Source organism: Nocardioides aurantiacus (assembly GCF_003752505.1).
Lineage (GTDB): Bacteria > Actinomycetota > Actinomycetes > Propionibacteriales > Nocardioidaceae > Marmoricola > Marmoricola aurantiacus.
In genome coordinates, this window is sequence record NZ_RKHO01000001.1 from 3,412,791 (window position 1) to 3,436,997 (window position 24,207).

Genomic DNA, 24,207 nt, shown 5'->3' on the forward strand with positions numbered 1-24,207 from the left:
TCTAGGGCGACGGCCGGGCGGCGAGCTCCTCGCGCAGCCGGCGTACCTCCTCGCGCAGCGCCTGCACGTCGGTGGCCGTGGCCGGCGCGGTGCCCTGCTCGAGGTCCTCCTGCTCACCGAGGTCCTCCACCCGCTCCACCAGCCACGAGGCGATGCCGGCGGTCACGGTGCCCAGCACGCCGATGCCGGCGAGCATCAGCAGGCCCGCCACCACCCGGCCGGTGACGGTCACGGGATACATGTCGCCGTAGCCGACGGTCGTGATCGTCTCCACCGACCACCACAGCGCGTCGCCGTAGGTCTGGATCGGCCCCGAGGAGCCGCGCTCGGCGTCGAGGACGGCCAGCGACCCGGTGAACACGATCAGGGTCACCGAGGCTCCGACGTAGAGCCCGACGCGACCGCGCAGCGACCCGCGCCCGACCCGGTCCAGCAACGTCAGCAGCGAGAGCAGGCGCAGCAGCCGCAGCGGCCGGAACACCGGCAGCAGGGCGGCGGCGAGGTCGAGCGGGTGGTCGCGCAGGAAGCGCCACCGGTCGCGTGCGAGCAGCAGCCGCACCACGAACTCGCCGGTCAGCACGACCCAGGTCAGGGTGACGACCGTCGCCAGGGTGCGGCGCAGGGCGAGCGGGAGGGTCGGGTCGAGGATCGGCCAGGCGTACGCCGCCACGAAGAGCAGCGAGACCACCACGAGGGGCCACTGGACCCGCCGGTCCCACCCCTCCTCGGACGGACGTCGCATGCACGCAGTGTTCCACTGTCGCGTCCACTAGGTTGCCGCCATGCCGACCGACGTGCTGTCGACCCGCACCCGCGTCGGCTACGGCCTCGGGTCGGTGGCCACCGGCACGTTCGGCACCGTCCCCGGGCTGGTGCTGCTGCCCTACCTCACCGACACCCTCGGGATCGCGGCGGCGGTGGCCGGGCTGATCGTGTTCCTGCCCAAGGCCTGGGACGTCGTGCTCAACCCGGTCGCGGGCCGGGTCACCGACCGCACCGACGACCCGCGCGGACCGCGCCGGCCGTGGCTGCTGCGGGCCGGGCTCGCCCTGGCGGTGACGTTCGCGCTGGTCTTCGCCGGGCCCGACCTGGGCTCGCGGGCCTTCGACGCCGCGTGGGTGCTGGTGACGTTCGTGGCCTGCGCGACGGCGTACGCCTTCTTCCAGGTGCCCTACGTCGCGATGCCGGCGGAGATGACGTCGTCCTACGACGAGCGCACCCGGTTGATGACCTGGCGGGTGGCGATCCTCGCGCTCGCCATCATGGTGAGCGGGGCCTCGGCGCCCGCCGTGCGCGACGCCTTCGAGGGCCGCACCGGCTACCGCGTCATGGGGCTCGTGGTCGCGGCGCTGCTGGTCCTCGGCGTCGTCGGCGCCTACCTCGGCACACGCGGCGCCCCGGTCGGCACCGTGGCCCCCGGGACGGGCAGCCTGCGCGACCAGCTGCGCGTGGTCGCGGCGGCACGCGACTTCCGGCTGCTGCTGGCCACCTTCGTGGTGCAGGCGCTGGCCGTGGGCGCGATGCTCGCAGGGGTCGCCTACGTCTCGCGCTGGGTGCTGGTCGACCGCTCGGCCGCGACGCTGCTGTTCGTGTGCTTCGTCGGCCCCGCGCTGCTGCTGACGCCGGTGTGGAGCGCGGTCGGCCGCCGCGTGGGCAAGCGCCGCGGCTACGTCGCCGCCTCGCTCGTGCTCGTGGTGGCGGCGCTGCTGCTCACCACCGCCGGGCACGTCCCCGTCGCCCTGGTGTACGCCGCGACGGCGCTGGTCGGCGTCGGCTACGCCGGGATCCAGGTGTTCCCGCTGGCGATGCTGCCCGACGCCGTGGCCGTCGACGCCGTCCGCACCGGCGAGAACCGCGCCGGTGTCTACACCGGCGTCTGGACCGCCGGGGAGACCCTCGGGCTGGCCCTGGGGCCCGCGCTGTACGCCGCCCTGCTCGCCCTCGGCGGCTACGTCTCCACCGACCAGCCGGCCGACTGGATGACGCAGACCCAGCCCGGGTCGGCGGTGCTCGCGATCACGCTCGGCTTCTCGGTGGTCCCGGCGGCGCTGGTGCTGCTCAGCCTGCTCCCGCTGCGGGGCTACTCCCTCGACGCCACGGAGGTGGAACGGTGACCCACGACCGCAACAACCACGACGACCACGCCGCCGAGCAGGACGGCCCCGGCGACGTGCTCGCCCGGCTCCGCGCGATGCAGGCGGGCGACGTGCCGGTGACCGGCGGCCGCACCCTGGCCTACGTCTACGACTCCGGGCTGGAGGAGGTCGACCGGGTCGGGCGCGAGGCCGTCGCGGCGTACGCCGGCTCCAACGGGCTCGACCCGACCGCGTTCCCCAGCCTGCTGGCGATGGAGAACGAGCTGGTCGGCTTCACCTGCGACCTCCTGGACGCACCGGAGGGCACGGTCGGCACCGTCACCTCCGGCGGCACCGAGTCGGTGCTGCTCGCCGTGCAGGGCGCCCGCGACTCCCGGCCCGACGTCGACCGGCCGCGGATGGTGCTGCCCTCGACGGCCCACCCGGCCTTCCACAAGGCGGCGCACTACTTCGGCGTCGAGGTGGTCACGGTCGCCGTCGGGGCGGACTTCCGGGCCCGGCCCGCGGCCACGGCCGCCGCGATCGACGACCGCACCGTGCTCGTGGTGGCCAGCGCCCCGTCGTACGCCCACGGCGTGGTGGACCCCGTCGGGCGGATCGCTGCGGCCGCGGCGGCCCGCGGGGTGCGCTGCCACGTCGACGCCTGCATCGGTGGCTGGGTGCTGCCGTACGCCGCCCGGCTGGGCCGCGACGTGCCACCGTGGACCTTCGCGGTGCCCGGCGTCACCAGCATCTCGGTCGACCTGCACAAGTACGCCTACGCACCCAAGGGCACCTCGGTGCTGCTGCACCGCGACGCGGCGCTGCGCCGGCCGCAGTACTTCACCTCGGCCCGCTGGCCGGGCTACACGATGCTCAACTCCACGATGCAGTCCACCCGCTCGGGCGGTCCGCTCGCCGGGGCGTGGGCGGTGGTGCGGCAGGTCGGCGACGCGGGCTACCTGGACCTGACGCGCACCCTGCTCGGGGCGGTCGACCGACTGGCGGAGGGCATCGGCGCGATCGAGGGGCTGCACGTCGTGGCCTCCCCCGACGCCTCCCTGGTGGCGCTCGGCACCGACGGCAGCTGCGACGTGTTCACGCTGACCGACGCGATGACCCGGGCGGGGTGGCTGGTGCAGCCGCAGCTGTCCTACGACGCGATGCCGCCGACGCTCCACCTGTCCCCCAGCGCCGCCACGGCGCCCCACGTGGAGGAGCTCCTGACCGACCTCGCCGACGCGGTCCTCGCAGCACGGCGTGCCGGGGCGGTGGCGGTCGACCCCGGGGTCGCCGACCTGGTCCGCGCCCTGGACCCCGCGGCGCTGAGCGACGACGACTTCGACGGGCTGCTCGCCGCGGCCGGGATGGACGCCGCCGCCGGTGGCGACCTGCCGGAGTCGATGGCCGAGGTCAACGCGCTGCTCGACCTCGCCTCGCCCGCCCTGCGCGAGGCGCTGCTCGGCCGGTTCCTGGAGCGCCTGCAGCAGCCGGTGCGGGCGGTCGCGAGCACACCCGTGCACCCGCCGCGTTAGGGAGCGTGCGCGGGGGGTACGAGCCCGGTCGTCAAGCAGGATCCCCGCACTCCGAGAGGTGACACCCCGTGCCCGACGTGACCGCCAACGGCATCTCCCTGCACGTCGAGGACACCGGGGGTGACGGGCGCCCGGTCGTCCTCATCCACGGCTGGCCCCTCAGCGGCGCCTCCTGGTCCGAGCAGGTGCCCGCCCTCACCGCGGCCGGCCACCGCGTCATCACCTACGACCGCCGTGGCTTCGGCGACTCCGACAAGCCCGGCTCGGGCTACGACTACGACACCTTCGCCGCCGACCTCGCCGGGCTCCTGGAGGAGCTCGACCTGCGCGACGTGGCCCTCGTCGGCTTCTCGATGGGCGGTGGCGAGATCGCCCGCTACATCGGCACCCACGGCCAGGACCGGGTGCGCGCCGCGGTGTTCGCCGCCGCCGTCCCGCCCTACCTGCTCAAGACCGACGACAACCCCGAGGGCGGCCTGGGCCAGGACGACGTCGAGGGCATGCAGCAGGGCGCCCGCGACGACCGCGAGGGCTTCCTCGACGGCTTCACGACCGCCTTCTTCTCGGCCGGCGGCGAGCTCAAGGTCACCGAGGAGCAGCGCCAGGAGGCGCTCGCCCTCGCGGCCCGGGCCGGCGACCAGGGCCTGGTGGAGTGCATCCACGCCTTCGGCACCACCGACTTCCGCGCCGACCTGGAGAAGGTCACCGTGCCGACGCTGGTCATCCACGGCGACGGCGACGGCACCGTGCCGTTCGAGGTCTCGGGCAAGCGCACCGCCGAGATCGTCAACGGCGCCGAGCTGGTCGTGGTCCAGGACGGCCCGCACGGTCTGAACGTCAGCCACGCCGAGGAGTTCAACCGGGCGCTGCTGGCCTTCCTCGACAGCAGCAGCCCCGGCTGACACCGACCTCGGGCCTCCGCCAGGCCCGAGCCGGGGCCGGTGCCCTGAGGAACCCTTGGGAGAGTCCTCAGTGCACCGGCCCCGACCCTTGTCCGGACCCGCTCCCTAGGGTGGTCGGCATGAGCGCTCTCGCCGGACTCGTCGACCGCGGACTCGTCGCCGCCGACTGGGCCGAGGCCCTGGCCCCGGTCGACGACCAGATCGCCCGGATGGGCACGTTCCTGCGCGAGGAGGTCGCCGCCGGGCGGGGCTACCTCCCCGCCGGCGACCACGTGCTCCGGGCGTTCCAGCGGCCGCTCGCCTCGGTCAAGGTGCTCCTCGTCGGGCAGGACCCCTACCCCACCCCGGGCCACCCGGTGGGCCTGAGCTTCTCGGTCGCCCCCGGGGTGGCGCCGCCCAAGAGCCTGGTCAACGTCTTCCGCGAGCTCGTCGACGACCTCGGCGTGGCGGCGCCGACGTCGGGCGACCTCACCCCGTGGGCGGACGCCGGGGTGATGCTGCTCAACCGGTGCCTGACGGTCACGCCCCGCGACGCCAACTCGCACCGGGGTCGGGGCTGGGAACCCGTCACCGACCAGGCGATCCGCGTGCTGGCGCAGCGGGCGGGGTCCGGCGTACCCCTGGCAGCGATCCTGTGGGGCAGCAACGCCCAGTCGCTCAAGGGCGAGCTGGGCCCGGTTCCCTGGGTGGAGTCGGTGCACCCCAGCCCGCTGGCGGCGTACAAGGGCTTCTTCGGGTCCAAGCCCTTCAGCCGCGTCAACAGCCTGCTGACGGACCAGGGCGGGGAGCCGGTGGACTGGCGGCTGCCGTGACCGCAGCCCGCAGGTGAGACCTCGCCGGCCAGCCCCACCCCGTGCGCCAGACTGACCCCCATGGAGCTCCTGACCATCCAGTCCTCGGTCGCCTTCGGGCACGTCGGCAACAGCGCGGCGGTCTTCCCGCTCCAGCGGCTCGGCATCGAGGCGTGGGCGGTCAACACCGTCCACTTCTCCAACCACACCGGGTACGGCGAGTGGCGCGGCCCGCTGCTGTCGGCCGACGACCTGCGGGAGGTCGTCCGAGGCGTCGAGGAGCGGGGTGCGCTCGCCCGGGTCGCGGCCGTGCTCAGCGGCTACCAGGGCGGCGAGGAGGTCGGCGACGTGGTCCTCGAGACCGTCGCCCGCGCCAAGGCGCTCAACCCCGACGCGGTCTACTGCTGCGACCCGGTGATGGGCGACGTCGGGCGCGGCATGTTCGTGCGGCCGGGCATCCCCGAGCTGATGCGCGACCGGGTGGTGCCGGCGGCCGACGTGATCACGCCCAACCACTTCGAGCTCGACTTCCTCGCCGGCACCACCACCCGCACCACCGCCGAGCTGCTGGCCGCGGTCGACGACGTCCGCGACCGGGGACCGCGCACCGTGCTGGTGACCAGCGTGCTCACCGAGGAGACGCCCGCGGGCCACGTCGACGTGGTGGCGGTCTCCGACGTCGGCGCGTGGTCGGTGCGCACCCCGCTGCTCCCGATCAGCCCCAACGGCTGCGGCGACGTCACGGCCGCGGTGTTCCTGGCCCACCTGCTGCGCACCGGCGACGCCGCGACCGCGCTGCAGCGGGTCACCTCCACGGTCTTCGGCATCCTGGAGGAGACCATCGCGTCCGGCACCCGCGAGATCCAGCTCGTCGCCGCCCAGGACGTCATCGCCGACCCCCCGACCCGCTTCGGAGCGACCCGGCTGCGCTGAGGTGGCCCTGCCCACCTGGGCGGGCACGGGTGTGCCCGGTCGGGCGCCATCCGGGCAGCCTCGTCCGTCGTACGGCGCGGACCCGGGCGCATTGGCACGCTCCAAACCGGACGCACTGCCCGATCCGTGCGCCCACCCGGGCACGACTCGGGCGCCTAGAGGCCCACACCCGGGCTCACTCCCCCGGTCCGGCATGGTCCACACTGAGCCCGTCCCCGGGTGACGGGGGTCACACATCGGCGGTGACGGGCCGGCTCGGGACGGAGGTGCAGCGATGGAGGCCGACGAGCGGCAGCGGCGCATCCTGGCCCTGGCCCGGCACGACGGCCGGGTCGAGGTCGCCCGGCTCGCGGACGACCTCCGCGTCGCGCCCGAGACCGTACGCCGCGACCTGCGGCAGCTGGTCGAGCGCGGCATGCTGCAGCGCGTCCACGGCGGCGCCCACCCCGTCGAGGGGGTCGGCTACGAGAGCGACGTGGAGCAGCGCAGCCACTCCCAGGTCGCCGAGAAGCGCCGCATCGCCGTCGCGGCCGCCGCCCGTCTCGAGGGCGCCGAGTCGGTCTACGTCGACGAGGGCGTCACCCCGCAGCTGGTCGCCGAGGCCATCGCGGCGTCGCTGCGCCCGGACGCCAAGCTGACCGTGGTCACCTCCTCGCTGCTCGCCGCCGGCGCGCTCGCCCACGTGCCGCAGGTGACGGTGATGCTGCTCGGCGGTCGCCTGCGCGGCCGGACCATGGCCACCGTCGACCACTGGGCGACCCGGATGCTGCGCGAGCTGGTCATCGACCTGGCCTACCTCGGCGCCAACGGCATCTCGCGCGACCACGGCCTCACCACGCCCGACCCGGCGGTGGCGGCCGTCAAGGCCCAGGTGGTCGCCAGCGCGCGGCGCCGGATCTTCGTCGGCGTGCACACCAAGTTCAACGTCTCCAGCTTCTGCCGCTTCGCCGACATCCCCGACTTCGAGGCGCTGGTCACCGACACCGGCGTCAGCGTCGCCGACGCCCACCGCTTCGGCGCGATGGGCCCCCACGTCGTCCGGGCCTAGCCGCCCGGTCCCGGTCGGCGCCGCCGCCCGGGAAGCTCGATCCCACCACCGAACACACCGTCCCATCCGCAGGCGCGGGCCACCCGGTCCGGCCGACGCACCCCGAAGGAGAACCCGTGCTCACACGGTCCAGCACCCGCAGCCTCGCCGTCGCCGCCACGGCCGCGCTGAGCCTCGTCCTCGCCGGCTGCGGTGCCGGCGCAGGCGGTGGCAGCAGCAGCGGCGACGCGAAGTCCATCAACGTCCTGATGGTCGGCAACCCGCAGATGGTCGACATCGAGAAGCTGACCAAGGACAACTTCACCAAGGACACCGGCATCGAGGTCAACTACACGATCCTTCCCGAGAACGAGCTGCGCGACAAGGTGACCCAGGACATCGCCACCAAGTCCGGGCAGTACGACGTGGCCACCATCGGCGCCTACGAGGTGCCGATCTGGAGCGAGAACGGCTGGCTCAAGCCCCTCGACGAGTACGCCGACGCCGGCGACTACGACAAGGACGACCTGATCGACCCCATCGTGGAGTCGCTCAGCGGCACCGACGACAAGCTCTACGCGATGCCGTTCTACGGCGAGTCGTCGTTCCTGATGTACCGCAAGGACATCCTCGAGCGCGAGGGCATCGACATGCCCGCCAAGCCCACCTGGGACCAGGTCGCCAAGGCCGCGGCCCAGGTCGACGGCGCCGAGCCCGGCATGAAGGGCATCTGCCTGCGCGGCCTCCCCGGCTGGGGCGAGATGTTCGCGCCGCTCACCACCGTGGTCAACACCTTCGGCGGCACCTGGTTCACCGAGGACTGGCAGCCCGAGGTCGACAGCCCCGAGTTCACCGACGCGGTCAACTTCTACGTCGACCTCGTCAAGGCCCACGGCGAGCCCGGAGCGGCGCAGGCCGGCTTCACCGAGTGCCTCAACGCGATGAGCCAGGGCAAGGTCGCCATGTGGTACGACGCCACGTCGGCCGCCGGCTCGCTCGAGGACCCCGCCGTCAGCAAGGTCGCCGGCAAGGTCGGCTACGCCGCGGCGCCGGTCAAGGAGACCGAGTCCGCCGGCTGGCTCTGGGCGTGGGCCTGGGCGATGCCCGAGACCACCAAGAAGGCCGACGCGGCCGCGCAGTTCATGACCTGGGCGTCCTCGAAGGACTACGAGCAGCTGGTCGGCAAGGAGCTGGGCTGGGCCCGGGTCCCGGCGGGCAAGCGTGAGTCGACCTACGAGATCCCGGAGTACGAGAAGGCCGCCGCCGCGTTCGGTCCCCAGACCCTGGAGTCGATCGAGAACGCCAACCCGACCGACCCCGGCGTGCAGGCCCGACCCACCGTCGGCGTCCAGTTCGTCGCCATCCCGGAGTTCCAGGACCTCGGCACCAAGGTCTCCCAGGACATCGCCGCCGCCATCGCCGGTCGCGGCACCGTCGAGGAAGCCCTCGCCAACGGCCAGGAGCTGGCCGAGGACGTGGCCAAGGACTACCAGTGAGCACGACCACCACCGACCGCCCCGCCGCGGCGTCCGACGCCGCGGCGGGGGGGCCGCCCCCCTCCAGGCGCTCCTCCAAGGAGCGGTGGTCGCGGCGCGGACCGCTGCTGCCGGCGCTGGTCTTCACGATCATCGTCACGCAGATCCCGTTCCTGATCACGATCGCGGTCTCGTTCCTGAACTGGAACATCCAGCGACCGGGCACCAAGAGCTTCCTGGGCCTCGGGGTCTACGAGTCCTTCGCCGGGCTCTCCAACTTCGCCACCGTCTTCACCGACTCGCGGCTGCGCAACGCGGTGCTCAACACCGTCGTGCTCACCGCCTCGGTGGTCGTCATCAGCCTGCTGGTCGGGCTGGGCATCGCGGTGCTGCTCGACAAGAAGTTCCCCGGCCGGGGCGTGTGCCGCACCCTGCTGATCGCGCCCTTCCTGGTGATGCCGGTGGCCTCGGCGCTGCTGTGGAAGCACGCGCTCTACAACCCCGACTACGGCCTGTTCAACGGCACCCTCAACGCGATCTGGCAGCTGTTCGGCGCCGAGGAGGGGCCGATCGTCGACTACATCTCCACCACGCCGATGCCGGCGGTGGTCGCGGCCCTGGTGTGGCAGTGGACCCCGTTCATGATGCTGATCCTGCTCGCGGGGCTGCAGTCGCAGCCCGGTGACGTCCTGGAGGCGGCCCGCATCGACCGCGCCAGCAGCTGGCAGATCTTCCGCCACATCACCCTGCCGCACCTGCGTCGCTACATCGAGCTGTCGGTGCTGCTCGGCTCGGTCTACGTCGTGCAGACCTTCGACGCGATCTACACCATCACCCAGGGCGGGCCCGGGTCGGCGACGACCAACCTGCCCTACGAGATCTACCTGACGATGTTCCGCAAGTTCGAGTACGGCGAGGCCGCCGCGGCCGGCGTCGTGGTGGTGGTCGGCACGATCGTCGTCGCCACCTTCGCGCTGCGGACCATCTCGTCGCTGTTCAGCGAGGAGGAGATGTCCCGATGAGCCAGACCCTGGAGAACCCGCAGGACGCCGACGAGGCCTCGGGCGAGGACGCCCGGGCGCTGCCGGCGGCGCAGCGTCGCCGGCGCCGCAAGGCCAAGGAGGACACCTCCGCCCCCGCCGGCATCGGCTGGACGATCAGCGCCTGGGTGGTGACGCTGCTGTTCTTCGCGCCCGTGGCGTGGATGGTGCTGACCTCGCTGCACATCGAGGCGGACGCGGCGACCAACCCGCCGTCGATCCTCGCGCCGCTCACGCTGGAGAACTACACCGCGCTGTTCGACCGCAACGTCACGCCGTACCTCATCAACTCGGCCACGGCGAGCATCCTCTCGACGCTGCTGGTGCTGCTGCTGGCCGTGCCCGCGGCGTACGCCCTGAGCATCCGGCCCGTGGAGAAGTGGACGGACGTCATGTTCTTCTTCCTCTCCACCAAGTTCCTGCCGCCGATCGCCGCGCTGCTGCCGATCTACCTGATCGTGCAGAACACCGGGATGCTCGACAACGTCATCACCCTGGTCGTGCTCTACACCTCGATGAACCTGCCGATCGCGGTGTGGATGATGCGCTCGTTCCTGGCCGAGGTGCCGGTCGAGATCCTCGAGGCGGCACGGATGGACGGCGCGGGGTTCCTGCGCACGATGGTCTCGGTGGTGGCGCCCATCGCCGCCCCCGGCCTGGCCGCCACCAGCCTGATCTGCTTCATCTTCAGCTGGAACGAGTTCATGTTCGCGGTCAACCTGACCTCCACCACCGCGGCGACGGCGCCGATCTTCCTGGTCGGCTTCATCTCCAGCCAGGGCCTGTTCCTGGCCAAGCTGTGCGCCGCCGCCACCCTGGTCTCGCTGCCGGTGCTCATCGCCGGCTTCGCGGCCCAGGACAAGCTCGTGCGCGGCCTGTCGCTGGGGGCGGTCAAGTGAGCACCACCCACCACACCACCCACGACAGCGGGCACGACACCGGCACCCGGCTGCACCCCGACACCCTGGGCGGGCTCGACCCGTCGATCTCGGTGCCCGGCTACGACCGGTCGCGGGTGCGGACCGGCATCGTCCACCTCGGGGTGGGCGGCTTCCACCGCGCCCACCAGGCGATGTACGTCGACCGGCTGCTCGAGCAGGGCGTCCCCGGCTCCGAGGAGTGGGGCATCACCGGGGTCGGGGTGCTCCCCCAGGACGCCCGGATGGCCGAGGTGCTCACCGAGCAGCAGGGCCTCTACACGCTCGTGGTCAAGCACGCCGACGGCAGCCGCGACCGGCGCGTGGTCGGCTCGATGGTCGACTACCTGCACGCCCCCGCCGACCCCGAGGCGGTGCTGGAGCGGATGACCGACCCGGCGACCCGCATCGTGTCGCTGACCGTCACCGAGGGCGGCTACCACGTCAACCCGGTCACCGGGGACTTCGACGACCGCGACGAGGGCATCCAGGCCGACCTGCGCGGCGACGCGCCACCGGTCACCACCTTCGGGTTCCTGACCGAGGCGCTCGCGCGGCGGCGTACGGCCGGGACGGCGCCGTTCACGGTGATGTCCTGCGACAACATCCAGGGCAACGGCCACGTCGCCCAGCGGATGGTCACCGCCTTCGCCACCCGTCGCGACGCCGAGCTCGGCGCGTGGATCGGGGAGCACGTCGACTTCCCCAGCTGCATGGTCGACCGGATCACCCCGGTCACCACCGACGACGACCGCGAGGAGCTGCGGCGCGACACCGGGCTGGTCGACGGCTGGCCCGTGGTCTGCGAGGACTTCACCCAGTGGGCGCTGGAGGACCGGTTCGCCCAGGGCCGACCGGCGTGGGAGGAGGCGGGCGTCCAGGTCGTCGAGGACGTGCAGCCCTACGAGCTGATGAAGCTGCGGCTGCTCAACGCCAGCCACCAGGCGCTGTGCTACCTCGGCTACCTCGCCGGACACCGCTACGCCCACGAGGTCTGCCAGGACGAGCTCTTCGCCGGCTTCCTGCTCGACTACATGGAGCGCGAGGGCTCCCCCACGCTCGAGCCGGTGCCGGGTGTCGACCTCGACGCCTACCGCCACCAGCTCGTGGAGCGGTTCGCCAACCCCGAGATCCGCGACACCCTCGCCCGGCTCGCCGCCGAGAGCTCCGACCGGATCCCGACCTGGCTGGTGCCGGTCATCGCCCACAACCTCGCCCACGACGGGGAGGTCCGTCGCTCCGCCCTCGTCGTCGCCGCCTGGGCCCGCTACGCCGAGGGCGTCGACGAGCAGGGCGAGGCGATCGAGGTCGTCGACCGGCGCAAGGACGCCGTCATGGAGCGGGCCTCGCGGCAGGGCGAGGAGCCGCTGGCCTTCCTGGAGGACCGTGACCTGTTCGACGACCTGGCAGACCAGCCGCGCTTCACCGAGCCCTACCTCGAGGCCCTGGCCTCGCTGCACGAGCACGGGGCCCGGGCGACCCTCGAGCGCTGGCAGGCGGACCGGGCGTAGGCGCCGGCGGGCGGCGTACGTCCGAGGCGTCTCAGCGGTGGTAGTCCCGCACCGCCGACGCCTGGAGCTGCGTGACCAGGCGGTTGCGACGGGCGCCGACGGCGTACGGCGCGGGGACGGGGGCGCGGCAGGCGGCGCCGGCGCAGTCGAGGTACTGCCGGTGCAGCGCCACCAGGTCCCGCAGCACGGCGGCGTGGGCGGGGTCGCGGGCGAGGTTGGTGAGCTCGAGCGGGTCGGTCGCGAGGTCGTAGAGCTCGGCCTCACCGGTCGCGTAGCGCGTCAGCTTCCACCGGCCCAGCCGCAGGCCCCGGGTGTTGAGCGCCGACGCGCGCACCGCGGCGCTCTCGCCCCGCCACCGGCGCCGGACGTCGGTGTAGGCCGTCTCCGGCATCACGCCCTCGGTGACGACCGGCCGGGTCCAGCCGCGGTCGCCGCCGGTGATGGTCGGCCGCAGGTCGGTGCCGTCGGCGCCGGGCAGCCGCGTCCCCGCCCACGACGCGATGGTCGGTCCGAGGTCGACCGTGGTGGCCGGGTCGAACCGCTTCCCCCGGGGTACGCCGGGCCCGGCGACCAGCAACGGGACGCGCAGCGACGGCTCGTGGGCGTTGACCTTGCCCTGCCGCTTGCGGTGCTCGCCGAGGTAGAAGCCGTTGTCGGAGGTGAAGACCACGACGGTGCGGGCGAGCTGGCCGGTGCGGCGCAGCCGCTGCAGGGTGCGCCCGACCTGGACGTCGAGGGCGTAGAGCGACTCCGCGCGCTGTCGCGTCAGCCGGGTCAGTGCCCGCTGCTCGACGCGGTTGAGCTCGGGCAGCCGCCGCAGGTACCGCGGCTTGTCGCCCACCACCGCCTCCGGGGACCCGGCGCGCGGCACCCCCGACCCGTGGGTGATGCGACGGTCGAAGCGGCCCTTGACCCACTCCGGTCTCGCCGGGGTCAGCCAGTTCACGAGCGTGTCGTCATCACGCAGCGACGGGGCCGGGTCGTCGGGCTCTCGCGGGGTCCCGTGGTGCGGCGCGACCGGGTTCCACCAGACGAACCACGGCTTCCCGGTGCGCCAGCGGTCGGTCAGCGCCCGGGTCTGGGCGCCCAGCACGTCGGTGGAGTAGCGGCCCGGGGAGCCCACGATCCGCCCGTCGATGTTCTGCACCAGGCTGAAGTAGTCGTAGGTGCCCCCGCGGAGCTGCTCCCCCGCCGCCCAGAGGTGGTCGGACCCGGCCGCCCAGTGGCTCCACCCCGGCGGCACGTAGCGCAGCGAGGACTGCCCGGCCTTCGCGGCGGGACGCCGCAGCCGCTGCTGGCCGTAGCCGTTGAGGTACTTGCCCAGCAGCGCGGTGCGGTAGCCCGCCCCCTGCAGCGCCGTCGCCAGCGTCCGGCGGTCGTCGAAGGCCGCGAAGCCGAACGGCTGCTCGTGCGTGAGCACGCGGTGGTGGTGGCTGTAGCGACCGGTGAGGAAGCTCGCCCGCGAGGGGCAGCACAGCGGGTTGGGTGCGAAGGAGTTCTCGAAGCTCAGCCCGCGGTCGCCGACCAGCCGCCGCGTGCGGGGCATGAAGCGCAGGTCGTCCACCCGCATGTCGTCGGTCTCGATGACCATCACGTTGGGGCGCCGGGCCGGCGCCGAGGCGGCCCGCGCGGGCGTCGAGGCCGAGGGCGAGGCGGGCGGGGCCGACGGGGCGACGACCCCGGCGACGTCCCTGCCCGCGTCCCGCGCGCCGACGTACGCCGGGGCGGTGCACGCCCCGCCCACCAGGGCGAGTGCCACCACCGTCACCACCGTCGTACGACGCACCACTGGGCCTACCTCCGAGTCGGGACCGGGCAACAAACCCTACTATTCACATGAACAAAGTTGGATAAGGGGTCCACGTCTGGGACGTGGACCCCTCATCACGAGCACGGATCTCGGTAGTCCGAGACGATCGGCACCGCTCCGACGGCGGAGGTGGTGCCTTTCGTCTCGGACTACCCGGTGCTACCGGGCGGCCACCGACCCGACGACGACGTCGCCGGACCCGACCAGCACGTTCTCCGACGTGCGCACCTCGACCGCGCCGAGCAGCTGCCGCCCGGCCGCGGGCGCCTGCAGCGCCGTCACCGTGCCCGGGACGGTCCAGCTGGCCTTGGCCGGTCGGACCGCGTCGGTGTCGGTCACCGCGACCGCGCCGAGCGCGGGGTTGGTGAAGACGTCGACGTAGTCGTAGGTGGTCGACCCCGACGGCACGGAGTAGCCGTCGACCAGCACCACGTAGGTGCCGGCCGCCGGCTTGGCGATCGTCACCGACTCCTCGGAGTCACCGTCGGCCGACTGGCCGGCGACCTTGCAGCTGCCGGTGGTGCAGTCGTAGACCGTCAGGTCCAGGTCGGCCCCGGCGTCGGACGTGCCGCCGATGGTGGCGCGCAGGGAGGTGGTCCCCGCCGTCACCGGCACCTGGAACTGCGTGGACTCGCCGGCCCTGATGGTCTGCTCGCCACGCCTGGCGCTGCCCAGCGTGGTGCCGACCGCACGACCGGTGAACTCACCGAAGGTGTTGGTGACGGTCCAGGTCCTCTCCACCGGGGTCCCGGCCGTGGCCGAGGGGATCTCGGTGGGGTCGGGTGCGACCTCGGCGCCCAGCACCGAGCCGGTGAGCGTGTACGGCGCGCTGGCGGCGTCCGAGGTCCGTCGGGCCTCGACCGTCACCTCCCAGACACCGGCCTGCGGGTCGGTCACCGTGCGGCTCGTGGGCGAGCCCGCGGCGCAGCCTGCCCCGGCGTCGGGGTTGTAGCAGGAGGTCGTGGAGTTGGCCTCCACGCCCACGCCGTACGGGTGGAACCGCAGGAACCGGATCTGACCGGCTCCGGCAGCGGTGCCGCCGCCCTCGAGGTCCACCTTGAAGGCCGGGGTGTCCTTCGGCACGTCGAAGAAGTACGACGTGGTCTGGTTGCGACCGATCGAGCCGGACCTGGTCACGGTGTAGTCGTTGGCGGCCGTGAACTTCTCCGAGGCCACCACCGTGTTGAGGGTCTGCGCGTCGACGCCCGGGGTGGCGGCGTCGTCGAGGTTCAGCACCGCCGAGTGGGCGCCGGCCGACGTGGGGTTGACCCTGACGGCCACCGTGGTCGGCGTCGCGAGGCCGAGGGTGACCTTCGCCGGAGCGGTGAAGGTGCCGTCGTTGCCGACCCACTGCAGGTCGTAGGAGACGTTGCCGCCCCGGCCCGAGTAGCGGGTGAAGGTGTAGGTCCGGGTGTAGGAGTCACCCGCGGCCACGCCCTCGCGGTCGTTGATGCCCACGCCCTTGCCCGGGGTCGCCAGGAAGTCCGAGAGCGCCGTGTCCACGTCGACCGACGAGGTGATCTCGACGGTCCTGGGCTGCGCCTTGAGCACCTGCCAGGCCTTGACCGTGTCGATGAGGCCGTTGCCCTGCTCGTAGGCGCCGTAGCGGTCGAAGAAGCGTGCCGTCGAGGTCATCGCCTGGCGCAGCTGCGCCGGGGTGGCCGAGAGCTTGCTGTCCTTGGCCGCACCGAGGAGCAGCGCGGCCGCACCGGCCGCCTGCGGCGAGGCCATCGAGGTGCCGTTGAACATGGCGTACCCCGGCGGGCAGGTCTGCGCGATGCAGGCACCCTTCGGGTCCTGCCACTGCGGCACCGTGGAGATGGCCGACCCGGGGGCCACGACCTGCGGCTTGAAGCCACCGTCCTCGCGGGGGCCGCGGGAGGAGAAGCCGTGCAGGTTGTCGGCGAAGGCGGAGTCCGAGCCGTAGTTCGAGCGCCACGTGTCGTCGCTGATCGAGGACCCGACGCTGACCGTCTTGGTGGCCACCGAGGGGTCGCCGACGGTGTTCATGCCCGAGCCGCTGTTGCCGGCCGAGATGAAGATCTCGACGCCGTAGGTGTCGACGAGCCGGTCGTAGAGGACCGCGCGGGCGTTGTTGCCGTCGTTGAGCGCGGGCAGGCCGCCGATCGACATGTTGATGACGTCGACGTCGGCCTGGGCCAGCCAGGTCATGCCCTCGATCAGGGCGTGCGCGGTGCAGCCGTCGGTGAACAGGCACACCCGCACCGACTTGAGGTGGGCGCCGGGGGCGGCGCCGCTCATCTTGCCGTCGAACATCCTGTTCGCCGCGGTGATGCCAGCGACGTGGGAGCCGTGGGCGCCCGAGACGATGCCGATGTTGACGTAGTCGCCCTCGACCTGGACGACGAAGGGCATCGTCTCCTTGACCGGGGTGGCGGGGTCGTCGGTGCCGAAGTGGCCGATGTCGTAGTCGTCGGCGTAGTCCGTCATCGCCTCCTCGTCGCGGAAGTCGGCGTCACGGTCGGTGTCGACGTAGATCTCGTCGGTCCTGGTGTCGCGCAGCACCGCGAAGTCGCCCGAGCTGCCGGCCGGGTTGCCGTCGCGGTCGAGGTCGTTGCCGACCTCGCCGCCCAGACGCGGGTCCCGCTCGTCGAGCACGTCGATCGTGTAGGCGCGGTTGCGCGGCGCCTTGTAGGTGGTGCCGTCGTAGATGAAGGTGCGGCCGCTGACGCTGTCGGACATGTCCAGCCAGGTCGGGTCGTCGTCGCCCACCGGGTCGGTGTAGGTCTTCCAGTCGAGGATCTTGCGGTCCCCGGTGGAGGTCTCCTGCAGCGAGGGGTGGTCGAGGTCGACGCCGCTGTCGACGATGCCGATGGTGGTGCCGCGGCCGTCCCACTTCTTCTTCGAGGCGGTGAGCTGGGCGGCGCCGGTCTCGCCGATCGGCATGTAGGGGTTGACCTTGGGCGTGCGCTTGCCGGGGGCGGCGTACGGCGTGGGGGTCTGGGTGCCCTCGGGGCGCGGGTCCTCGAGCGGGATCACCTGGTCGAGGTCGACGGCCTGGACGCCGCTGGCCCTGGCCGCGGCCTTGGCCTGCGAGGTCGGGACCGAGACGCGGAGGTAGCCCACCTCGGCCTCGCTCGCCTCGACGCGGCCACCGAGGGCCTCGAGACGATCGGCGACGGCACCGGTGCTGCCCTGCTTCGCCGCGACGAGCAGCGTGACCCGCTTCTCGCCCTGGGCGCGGGCCTCGCCGAGCAGCGCCCGGTCCTGCTTGTCGAGCCCGACGCCGGCGCCGGGCGGGTCGTCCGGTGGTGCGGCCGTGGCCGCGGTGGAGGTGAGGGCCAGGCCGGTGGTCGTCAGCGACGCCACCGCCAGTCCCACCAGGCCCCGAGAAAACCTGTGGTTCACGATGCTTCCCTTCGAGCGGACCGCGCGCGAGCACGCGGCCGGGCGTCGCCCGAGTGCGACGCCCGGACCAGCGAACCCCCGGCCCCGCGAGGCGGGGAAGGGGGTCCGGGCGATCGTTACGTGAGGGAGACCTCAGGCTGCGCGGTCGACCGGGAACAGCCGCTGCACGATGTCGGTGAGCGTCACCACGCCCACCGGCACCCCGTCGTCCTCGACCACGGCGAGGTGCGCACGGGTGTCGCGCATCGTGGTCAACGACTCGTGGAGCGGGCGGGCGGCGTCGAGGTGGAGCACCGCGCGCATCACCTCGCGGGCCGGCCGGTCGTCGGGCTCGAGCATCGTGTCGCGCACGTGCACGACGCCCACGACGTGGGCGCCGGCGCGCACCAGCACCCTGAGGTGCCCCGAGGCCACGGTCGCCGCCCGCACCGCGGCGACGTCCTGGTCGTCGGTGACGGCGGTGGCCCGGTCGCCCGGGCGCACCAGGTCGCCCACCGTCAGCGTCTCCAGCTCCAGCGCCGAGGTCAGCTGCGCCGACCGGGCGGCGTCCAGCGTGCCGGCCCCGGCCGAGTGCTCGACGAGCTGGCGCAGGTCCTCGGCGCTCTGCCCGCTGTGGGGGCTGTCCTGCGGCTCGACGCCGACCCGGCGCAGGCACCAGTTGGCGGCCTCGTTGAGCGCCACCAGCAGCGGCCGGGTGAGGAACATGAAGCCCCGCATCGGCAGGGCCAGCGCGGTGGCGGCGGCCTCGGGATGGGCGATCGCCCACGACTTGGGCGCCATCTCCCCGACCACGAGGTGCAGGAAGGTGACGATCAGCAGCGCCAGCACGAAGCCGAGCGTGCCGGCGACCCAGCCGGGCAGCCCCCAGGACTCGAAGACGGGCGTCAGCGTGTAGTCCAGCGCGGGCTTGGTGACCGCTCCGAGGCCCAGGGCCGCGGCGGTGATGCCGAGCTGGCAGCCGGCGAGGAGCACCGTCAGCTCGTCGAAGCTGCGCAGCGCGGCGCGGGCCGAGCGGCTGTCCGCGGCCTGGTCCTGCAGCCGGTGGCGCTTGACCGCGAGCAGCGCGAACTCGGCGGCCACGAAGAGCGCGCTCAGCACGATCAGCACGACCGTGACGGCGACGACGACGATCGGGGTCATCGGTGGTCCTCCTGCTCGACGGGGCGGCTCGCCTGCTGCTGGGCGTCCTGCTCCTCGGTGCCAGTGGCTTTGCCGGTGCCGGTGCCGGGGTCGGCCCGCACCTCCAGCGTCAGGCGTACGACGGAGGGCACGTGGCGCTCGACCTCGAGGACCTCCAGCCGCACCTGCTCCACGGGGGGTTCCTCGTCGTCGAGGACCGCCGCCGGGTCGGGCGGCAGCTCGACGGTGACGGTGGTCCCGACCTCGGGCAGGGCGCCGTGCGCCTCGATCAGCAGGCCGCCGACGGTCTCGGCCTCGCTGTCGGCGAGCTCGCGGTCGAGCAGCCGCTCCACCTCGTCGACGTGGAGGTCGCCGGGCACCGTCCAGCTGCCGGGCTCGCCCTCCTCGGCGGCGGGCGGGGGTGCGGGGTCGTGCTCGTCCTCGATCTCGCCGACGATCTCCTCGGCGAGGTCCTCGCCGGTGACGACGCCCGCGAAGCCGCCGTACTCGTCGAGCACGCACAGCAGCTGGGCCCGCTCCTCGGCCATGGTGCGCAGCGCGTCGGGCAGCCGCATCAGCGTCGGCACCCGCACGGCGCCGCGCATCAGGGTCGCCGCGGTGCCGCCCGCGCCACGACCGGCGCCGAGCACGTCCTGCAGGTGCACCACCCCGACGACCTCGTCGTGCTCGTCGAGCACGGGGTAGCGCGAGTGGCCGCTGCTCATCAGGCCCCACAGGACCTCGGCACCGTCCTCGGGGCGGACCACGTCGACGCGGGCGCGGGGCACCATGGCGTGCTCGACGTCGTCGTCGGGGAAGTCCAGGACCCGGTCGAGCAGCACCGACAGCTCGGCCGGAAGGTCGCCGCTCTCGCGCGAGTCAGCCACGATGTGCTCGAGGTCGCGCGGGGTGGCGGCGTGCTCGACGTCGTGGACCGGCTCCATGCCGGCCAGCCGCAGCAACCGGTTGGAGGCCTTGTCGAAGAACGTGATCAGCCAGCCGAAGAGCCGCAGGTAGAGCGTCGTCGAGGTCGCCAGCCCGACCGCGAGGGCCTCGGGACGGGCGATGGCGAGGTTCTTGGGGAACAGCTCGCCGAAGATCATCTGCACGAACGTCGACAGCAGCAGCGCCAGCACCGTGCCGACGCCGACGCCCACGGCGGTCGGGACGCCGATGCCGCCGAGCGCCTCGCCCAGCGACTCGCCGATCAGCGGCTCGGCGACGTAGCCGACGAGCAGCGCGGTGACGGTGATGCCGAGCTGGGCGCCCGAGAGCATGAAGGAGGTGCGCCGGGTGACGGCCAGGGCGCGCTCGGCGGCCGCGTCACCGGCCTGGGCGCGCGCCTTGAGCCGGGAGCGGTCCACCGACATGTAGGCGAACTCCTGGGCCACGAACCATCCCGTCGCGGCGGTGATCGCCAGCACGACGAGGACGCCGAGGAGGAGCGAGAGGACCCACATCAGCGCACCACCTCGCGGCGGACGGGTCCTTCAGGGGCACGGGGGTGGGGACTGTCGGTCTCCATCGGGTGCGGCGGTTCTCCTTCTGCGCGCGGGCGTGGTGCCCGGGTGGTCGACCAGTGTGACGGCCCCACCTGAACGCTGCCTGAGCGATCACGGGACCCGGGGGCGTCGGCGGGACCGACGTACGCTCGGAGGCATGAGCGTCGTCCCCGCCGCCCCGACCAGCACCCTCCGGCTCGACGACTGGTTCGCCCGCGAGCTGCCCGAGCTGGCGCTGACCTGGAAGGCGCTCACCGCCCCTGACCCCCGCCTGCTGGTGCTCAACGAGCCCCTCGCCGAGGAGCTCGGCCTCGACCCCGCACAGCTGCGCACCCCCGAGGGGGTCGGCCTGCTGCTCGGCACCGACGTGCCCGCCGACGCGCACCCGGTGGCGCAGGCCTACGCCGGCCACCAGTTCGGCGGCTACAGCCCGCGCCTCGGCGACGGGCGGGCCCTGCTGCTCGGCGAGCTGACCGACCGCGAGGGTCGCACCCGCGACCTGCACCTCAAGGGCTCGGGCCGCACCCCGTTCTCCCGCGGCGGCGACGGGCTCGCGGCCGTCGGCCCGATGCTGCGGGAGTACGTCGTCAGCGAGGCGATGCACGCCCTCGGCATCCCCACCACCCGCTCCCTGGCCGTCGTCGCGACCGGCGGCGCCGTGCAGCGCGAGACCGTGCTGCCCGGCGCCGTGCTGACCCGGGTGGCCAGCAGCCATCTGCGGGTGGGCAGCTTCCAGTACGCCCGCGCCACCGACGACCTCGACCTGCTCCGCCGGCTGGCCGACCACGCCATCGCCCGGCACCACCCCGCCGCGGCGGACGCGGCGCAGCCCTACCTCGCCCTGTTCGACGCCGTCGTCGAGGCGCAGGCCTCCCTGGTCGCGCAGTGGATGCTCGTCGGCTTCGTGCACGGGGTGATGAACACCGACAACGTCACGATCTCCGGCGAGACCATCGACTACGGCCCGTGCGCGTTCATGGACGCCTACGACCCCGCCACGGTCTACAGCTCCATCGACTCGGGCGGCCGCTACGCCTACGGCAACCAGCCGGTGCTCACGCAGTGGAACCTCGCCCGGTTCGCCGAGTCGCTGCTGCCGCTGCTCCACGACGACCAGGAGCAGGGCGTCGCGCTGGCCGTCGCGTCGCTGGAGCGGTTCACCCCGGCGTACGCCGCTGCCCGCGCCGCCGGTCTGCGCCGCAAGCTCGGCCTGCCCGAGGGACTGGCCGACGACCTCGTCACCGGCCTCGGCGACGAGCTGCTCGTGCTGTTCCACGCGGGCCGGGTCGACCACACCTCGGGCTGGCGGCTGCTTTCGGCCGCCGCCCGCGGCGACGCCGAGCCGCTGCGCGGGCTGGTGCTCGACCTCCCCGCCCTCGACGCGTGGCTGGAGCGCTGGCGGGCGCTGGGTCCCGACGCCGAGGTCATGGACCGCACCAACCCGGTCGTTGTCCCCCGCAACCACCTCGTCGAGGAGGCGCTGGAGGCGGCCACCGCCGGTGACCTGGACCCGCTGGCCGACCTGCTCGCCGCGGTCACCGCGCCGTACGACGCCCTCCCCGGCCGGGAGCGCTACGCCGAGCCGGCCCCCGTCGACTTCGGCGACTACCAGACCTTCTGCGGCACCTGAGCCCCGGCGCGCGAGGCCTCCGGCGGTCCCGTTTTCCCGGTGATGAACCCAGACTGCCTCTTCACACACGACGCGCGGTGTGCAGAGAGGCGGTTTCCCTTCATCACCTGGGAAACCGGTCCCCATAGCGAGCGAGCCTGGGCACCCGAGCCGGTGACAGGAGTCGAACCCGCGACATCCTCATTACAAGTGAGGCGCTCTACCTACTGAGCTACACCGGCGCGCGGGCCGGGGTACGACGCCGCGGACGCCATCGTAGGGGGCGGGCGGCGCCGGTCAGGCGGGCCGTTCGCGCACCAGCACCGCGACCTTGTCGATCCGGTGCTCGGGGTTGCCGAACTCGTCGGACCAGTAGTTGCCCTCGGCGTGGTCCTCCGGCGTCGCGCAGGTCGACAGCGTCAGCATCGCCTCGGTGGGTCGTACGCCGGGGCGCCCCGGCACCGGCGCCGCCTGGGCCCGCAGCGAGGCGGGCGAGCGGAACGAGGTCTCGCGCGTGGCGGTGACGCGGTAGACGAGCACCCGGTCCCCCGAGCGCACCTGGACGCGGGCACCCTCGGCGAGGGCGGGCAGCTGCGCCAGCGGGGCGCCGTGGGAGGTGCGGTGGCCGGTGACGATGAAGTTGCCGACCTCGCCGGGCCCCACTCCGCCGCCGGGACCGCGCGGCGAGGCCATCACCCCCGTGTCCTGGATCGCGGTGCCCGGGGCGTCGTCGGGCCGGCCGCGGTAGCGCTGCACCGGCACGTCGCGCAGGCCCAGCGCCGCGATGCTGACGTAGGACGTCCGCGGCTCCGGTGCAGGCGTCTCCGGCGTCGGCGAGGGGTACGGACGCGCCCGCGTCACCCACGGCGGCGGCCGCGGGTCGGTGACCGCACCACCGGTGTCGTCGGTGGTGACGGTGCGGGTCGGCTCGCTGGGCTCGGGCGCCTCGACGGCTCCGGGCGGCGGGTCGGTCGTGCACGCGGCGAGCAGGACCGAGCCGATGCCGGTCACCAGGAGCGCGCGAGTCCTGCCCACGCCTCCACGGTAGGCCGCGCCCCCAGCCGGTCACCCCAGGTCGAGCTCGACGTACTCCTCGACCTGCATCCGTCCGTCGGTGCGCACCCCCACCGGCTGGATCCCGACGGGGCGTCCGTCGCGGTAGGTGACGAGCGTGAACTGGGCGTCGCGGCGCAGCTTGCTCCCGATGGCCAGGGCGTACGCCGCCCCGCCGGTCGTGCCGTTGGTGTAGCTGTAGCCGACGCGGCCGTTCTCCCCCACCACCCGGTCGGGCCCGACCTGCACGTGCAGGTGCCCGGCCAGCACCAGGTCGGTGCAGCCGCGGGCCAGCGCGGTGCGTCCCAGGTTGGCGTCGTGGACGAGCAGCGTGGCGATCCGCTGGTCGTCCTCGTCGAGCGCGCAGACGTCGTCGGCGATGGTCTCCTCGACCTCGCGGAAGCTCAGGTCGGTCTCGTCGCGCCAGCTGCCGAGCCCGCTGGAGCGCGGGTCGTCGACGCCGGTGATCCGGACGTCGCCGAACTCCTCGACCGGATCGCCCTCCAGCCGCGTCCAGCCGAGGTCGGCGAGGTAGCGGCCCACGAAGCTGCCGTTGTCGTGGTTGCCGGCGATGGCGACCCGGGCGTCGTACCCCTCGAAGGCGGCGTCGAGGGAGTCGAGGCTGAACGCCTCCCAGGTCTGCCCGGTCGAGGTGTCGTCGCCCGCGTCGAGCACGACCGTGGCGCCGGCGGCGTCGCCGACCGCGCGCACCACCTGGTCCATGCCGATGTTGTCGTGGCGGTCGCTGACCAGCACCGCGACGGTCTCGTCCTCGGCCGGGGTCCGCAGCTGGTCGGCCACCTCCGGCACGCGGTCGACGAGGTCGTCGTAGAACACCGTGCTCTTGTCGTAGGTGTCGAGCGCGCTGGCCAGCAGCCGACGCGTGCCGCTCGTGAACAGCCCGCCCTGCACCTGCCAGTCGGAGAGCTCCGGCGGCACCGGGACGTCGGGGTACGCCGCCTGCAGCGGCAGCCAGGTCGGGTCCTGGACCCGGTCGGGCTCCCGCTCCCCCGGGCGTACGACGGCCAGCACCCCGCCGACGAGGACCGCGAGCGCGACCGCGCCGGCCAGCACCCCGCGCCGCGTCCGGGCGCCCTCGCGGACCCCTCGGACGAGCTCGCCCCGACGAGCCGGCCCGACCAGCCACCACAGCAGCGGCAGCACCAGCCCGGCCACCGCCCCGGTCACCACGGCCCGCCACGCCAGCTGCGTCAGCACCTCCATGACCCGGCGCTGCTCGGCCTCCGGGCGGGCGGCGATCGCGGCGTACCGCTGCGCCAGCTCGGTCGTGGTCGAGGCCGTCGTCTTGCCGACCTCGACGTCGACCCCGACGGTGCCGGCCGCCGGGAACCGCAGGTCGGGCAGGTAGGGCCCGAGGTCGAGGTGCACCCGGCCGTCCAGGGTGGGCCGCACCTGCGCGTCGTGGCTGGCCACCACGGTCTCGACCGAGCCGTGGGTGAAGGTCCAGAGCGCGACCGGGGCCGCCACCACCGCCCAGGCCAGGAGCGCGAGCAGCGCCCCGGCCAGCCTGCGCGCCAC

At 73.5% G+C, this 24,207-nt stretch carries 18 protein-coding genes and 1 tRNA gene; 11 read left to right on the forward strand and 8 right to left on the reverse strand.

The annotated features are described in order from the left end of the window. Position 1: 1 nt before the first annotated feature. The gene (locus EDD33_RS16590) at positions 2-742 is read right to left on the reverse strand and encodes a potassium channel family protein (RefSeq protein ID WP_123392112.1); all 741 of its coding nucleotides are present in this window, start codon (positions 740-742) and stop codon (positions 2-4) included. Between the two features lie 40 nt (positions 743-782). On the opposite strand from EDD33_RS16590, the gene EDD33_RS16595 reads away from it, so the two are divergent. The 10 genes from EDD33_RS16595 to EDD33_RS16640 all read left to right on the forward strand — a co-directional run bounded on the left by EDD33_RS16595 (position 783) and on the right by EDD33_RS16640 (position 12,206). Continuing rightward, positions 783-2,114, forward strand: a complete 1,332-nt coding sequence (locus tag EDD33_RS16595) for an MFS transporter (RefSeq protein WP_123392113.1) — start codon at positions 783-785, stop codon at positions 2,112-2,114. Further along, positions 2,111-3,610 carry a pyridoxal phosphate-dependent decarboxylase family protein gene (locus EDD33_RS16600; protein WP_246003563.1) on the forward strand — a complete coding sequence of 500 codons (1,500 nt, stop codon included), beginning with the start codon at positions 2,111-2,113 and terminating at the stop codon, positions 3,608-3,610. The genes EDD33_RS16595 and EDD33_RS16600 overlap by 4 nt, the downstream gene beginning before the upstream one ends. Positions 3,611-3,678: 68 nt before the next feature. After that, positions 3,679-4,512 (forward strand): alpha/beta fold hydrolase, encoded by an 834-nt coding sequence (locus tag EDD33_RS16605; RefSeq protein ID WP_211332574.1) that lies wholly within the window; start codon positions 3,679-3,681, stop codon positions 4,510-4,512. 119 nt (positions 4,513-4,631) lie between these two features. After that, the gene (locus EDD33_RS16610) at positions 4,632-5,324 is read left to right on the forward strand and encodes a uracil-DNA glycosylase (protein ID WP_123393583.1); all 693 of its coding nucleotides are present in this window, start codon (positions 4,632-4,634) and stop codon (positions 5,322-5,324) included. 60 nt (positions 5,325-5,384) lie between these two features. Next, positions 5,385-6,236: a pyridoxal kinase PdxY gene (gene pdxY / locus EDD33_RS16615; RefSeq protein ID WP_123392114.1), complete on the forward strand. Its 852-nt coding sequence runs from the start codon at positions 5,385-5,387 to the stop codon at positions 6,234-6,236. A 274-nt stretch (positions 6,237-6,510) separates the two neighbouring features. Further along, positions 6,511-7,284 carry a DeoR/GlpR family DNA-binding transcription regulator gene (locus EDD33_RS16620; RefSeq protein WP_123392115.1) on the forward strand — a complete coding sequence of 258 codons (774 nt, stop codon included), beginning with the start codon at positions 6,511-6,513 and terminating at the stop codon, positions 7,282-7,284. 116 nt (positions 7,285-7,400) lie between these two features. Continuing rightward, entirely contained in the window at positions 7,401-8,759 is a 1,359-nt protein-coding gene (locus EDD33_RS16625) for an ABC transporter substrate-binding protein (RefSeq protein WP_123392117.1), read from the forward strand. Next, positions 8,756-9,760, forward strand: coding sequence for a carbohydrate ABC transporter permease (locus EDD33_RS16630; RefSeq protein WP_123392118.1), 1,005 nt, complete (start codon positions 8,756-8,758; stop codon positions 9,758-9,760). The genes EDD33_RS16625 and EDD33_RS16630 overlap by 4 nt, the downstream gene beginning before the upstream one ends. Continuing rightward, entirely contained in the window at positions 9,757-10,677 is a 921-nt protein-coding gene (locus EDD33_RS16635) for a carbohydrate ABC transporter permease (protein WP_123392119.1), read from the forward strand. The genes EDD33_RS16630 and EDD33_RS16635 overlap by 4 nt, the downstream gene beginning before the upstream one ends. Continuing rightward, positions 10,674-12,206 (forward strand): mannitol dehydrogenase family protein, encoded by a 1,533-nt coding sequence (locus tag EDD33_RS16640; protein WP_246003564.1) that lies wholly within the window; start codon positions 10,674-10,676, stop codon positions 12,204-12,206. The genes EDD33_RS16635 and EDD33_RS16640 overlap by 4 nt, the downstream gene beginning before the upstream one ends. Positions 12,207-12,237: 31 nt before the next feature. Here the strand turns inward: EDD33_RS16640 and EDD33_RS16645 are convergent, their stop codons facing one another. The 4 genes from EDD33_RS16645 to EDD33_RS16660 form a co-directional block, all read right to left on the reverse strand. Then, positions 12,238-13,968, reverse strand: a complete 1,731-nt coding sequence (locus tag EDD33_RS16645; RefSeq protein ID WP_148077119.1) for a sulfatase family protein — start codon at positions 13,966-13,968, stop codon at positions 12,238-12,240. A gap of 207 nt (positions 13,969-14,175) precedes the next feature. Next, positions 14,176-17,346, reverse strand: a complete 3,171-nt coding sequence (locus tag EDD33_RS16650) for a S8 family serine peptidase (RefSeq protein WP_211332575.1) — start codon at positions 17,344-17,346, stop codon at positions 14,176-14,178. A gap of 171 nt (positions 17,347-17,517) precedes the next feature. Further along, positions 17,518-18,525, reverse strand: a complete 1,008-nt coding sequence (locus tag EDD33_RS16655) for a CNNM domain-containing protein (protein WP_123392121.1) — start codon at positions 18,523-18,525, stop codon at positions 17,518-17,520. After that, positions 18,522-19,964 (reverse strand): hemolysin family protein, encoded by a 1,443-nt coding sequence (locus EDD33_RS16660; RefSeq protein ID WP_246003565.1) that lies wholly within the window; start codon positions 19,962-19,964, stop codon positions 18,522-18,524. Before EDD33_RS16660 ends, EDD33_RS16655 begins: the two co-directional genes overlap by 4 nt. A 199-nt stretch (positions 19,965-20,163) precedes the next feature. Between EDD33_RS16660 and EDD33_RS16665 the strand changes: the two genes are divergently transcribed. Continuing rightward, positions 20,164-21,636, forward strand: coding sequence for a protein adenylyltransferase SelO (locus EDD33_RS16665; RefSeq protein ID WP_123392124.1), 1,473 nt, complete (start codon positions 20,164-20,166; stop codon positions 21,634-21,636). Between the two features lie 148 nt (positions 21,637-21,784). On the opposite strand, the gene EDD33_RS16670 is transcribed toward EDD33_RS16665, so the two are convergent. From EDD33_RS16670 to EDD33_RS16680, 3 genes are all read right to left on the reverse strand, one after another. Next, positions 21,785-21,857: transfer RNA gene (locus tag EDD33_RS16670), tRNA-Thr, on the reverse strand. Between the two features lie 55 nt (positions 21,858-21,912). Beyond that, positions 21,913-22,650 (reverse strand): class E sortase, encoded by a 738-nt coding sequence (locus EDD33_RS16675; RefSeq protein WP_246003566.1) that lies wholly within the window; start codon positions 22,648-22,650, stop codon positions 21,913-21,915. Positions 22,651-22,680: 30 nt separating this feature from the next. After that, positions 22,681-24,207 carry a metallophosphoesterase family protein gene (locus EDD33_RS16680; RefSeq protein WP_246003567.1) on the reverse strand — a complete coding sequence of 509 codons (1,527 nt, stop codon included), beginning with the start codon at positions 24,205-24,207 and terminating at the stop codon, positions 22,681-22,683.

Excerpts from the sequence above, each read along its gene's own strand:
- EDD33_RS16590 (WP_123392112.1), bottom strand. The coding sequence starts at position 742 with ATGCGACGTCCGTCCGAGGAGGGGTGGGACCGGCGGGTCCAGTGGCCC.
- EDD33_RS16595 (WP_123392113.1), top strand. The coding sequence starts at position 783 with ATGCCGACCGACGTGCTGTCGACCCGCACCCGCGTCGGCTACGGCCTC.
- EDD33_RS16610 (WP_123393583.1), top strand. The coding sequence starts at position 4,632 with ATGAGCGCTCTCGCCGGACTCGTCGACCGCGGACTCGTCGCCGCCGAC.
- pdxY (WP_123392114.1), top strand. The coding sequence starts at position 5,385 with ATGGAGCTCCTGACCATCCAGTCCTCGGTCGCCTTCGGGCACGTCGGC.
- EDD33_RS16620 (WP_123392115.1), top strand. The coding sequence starts at position 6,511 with ATGGAGGCCGACGAGCGGCAGCGGCGCATCCTGGCCCTGGCCCGGCAC.
- EDD33_RS16635 (WP_123392119.1), top strand. The coding sequence starts at position 9,757 with ATGAGCCAGACCCTGGAGAACCCGCAGGACGCCGACGAGGCCTCGGGC.
- EDD33_RS16655 (WP_123392121.1), bottom strand. The coding sequence starts at position 18,525 with ATGACCCCGATCGTCGTCGTCGCCGTCACGGTCGTGCTGATCGTGCTG.
- EDD33_RS16660 (WP_246003565.1), bottom strand. The coding sequence starts at position 19,964 with ATGTGGGTCCTCTCGCTCCTCCTCGGCGTCCTCGTCGTGCTGGCGATC.
- EDD33_RS16665 (WP_123392124.1), top strand. The coding sequence starts at position 20,164 with ATGAGCGTCGTCCCCGCCGCCCCGACCAGCACCCTCCGGCTCGACGAC.